1 protein-coding gene is annotated in these 914 nt (G+C 71.2%); it reads left to right on the top strand.

Features of this window, described 5'->3' with window-relative positions; translation table 11 throughout:
- Positions 1-914: DUF4986 domain-containing protein (locus tag H1D24_RS41575; protein ID WP_181662964.1), on the top strand; the 914-nt coding region annotated here is incomplete at both ends.

Raw genomic sequence — 914 nt, 5'->3', positions numbered from 1 at the left:
ACCGCGACAGCCCCCTACGACAACGAGGTCAAACTCGTCGTGCGCGAGGCTCCCGCCACCCCCGTAGCGATCCACATCCGCGTCCCCAGCTGGCACGAAGGGACACCGCAGGTCCGCATCAACAGCGCACCGCCCCAGGACGGACCCGCCCCGCTCACGACGCGCCACGGGGCGGCAGACGGACAGCCCCTGACATACCTGCGTCTGGAGCGTCAGTGGCGCGAAGGCGACACGATCACCATGCGCCTTCACCCGCGCATCACCGCCGAACTGCTCCCCGACGGCTCACCATGGGTGTCCTTCCGCTACGGGCCCACCGTCCTCGCCGCCGAAGGCGACCGGAACGACCTGGTCGGGCATTTCGCCGACGACTCCCGGATGGGACACGTCGCCGACGGCCCGCTGCGCCCCCTGGAACACCTGCCCGTCGTACTCGCCCGGAGCACCTCCGATCCGGCGGCCGGCGTGCGCCGACTCGCCCCGGACCGGCTGGCGTTCGCCCTGGACCACGTGGACGCGCGACCGGGCGAGTCCGTCACCCTGGTGCCGTTCGCCGGCATCCACGACTCCCGCTACCACCTCTACTTCCCCCTGGCAGAACCAGAACGCCTCCACGAGCGACGGGCGGAGCTGCGCGCGGCCGACGAGGCCGCACTCGCCCTGCACGACCGCACCGTCGACGCCGTTGCCGCCGGCGAGCAACAGCCCGAAAGCGACCACCAGTTCCAGGGGCAAGACACCTGGTCGGGCCTCACCGACGGGCTGAGATGGCGGGCCGCCACCGGATGGTGGTCCTACCGCCTCACAAACCCGGACGGCACCGCCACCGGCCTCCAAGTGATCCACCTCTCAGACGGGAAAGCCGGACCGACCCGCGTGCTGGTCGACGGACACGAGCTGGACACGCTTACGCC

Origin of the sequence: Streptomyces himalayensis subsp. himalayensis (assembly GCF_013778455.1) — a bacterium.
GTDB lineage: Bacteria > Actinomycetota > Actinomycetes > Streptomycetales > Streptomycetaceae > Streptomyces > Streptomyces himalayensis.
Note: the sequence above shows the minus strand (reverse complement) of the source record. Positions and strands in the feature narration are given on the sequence as shown.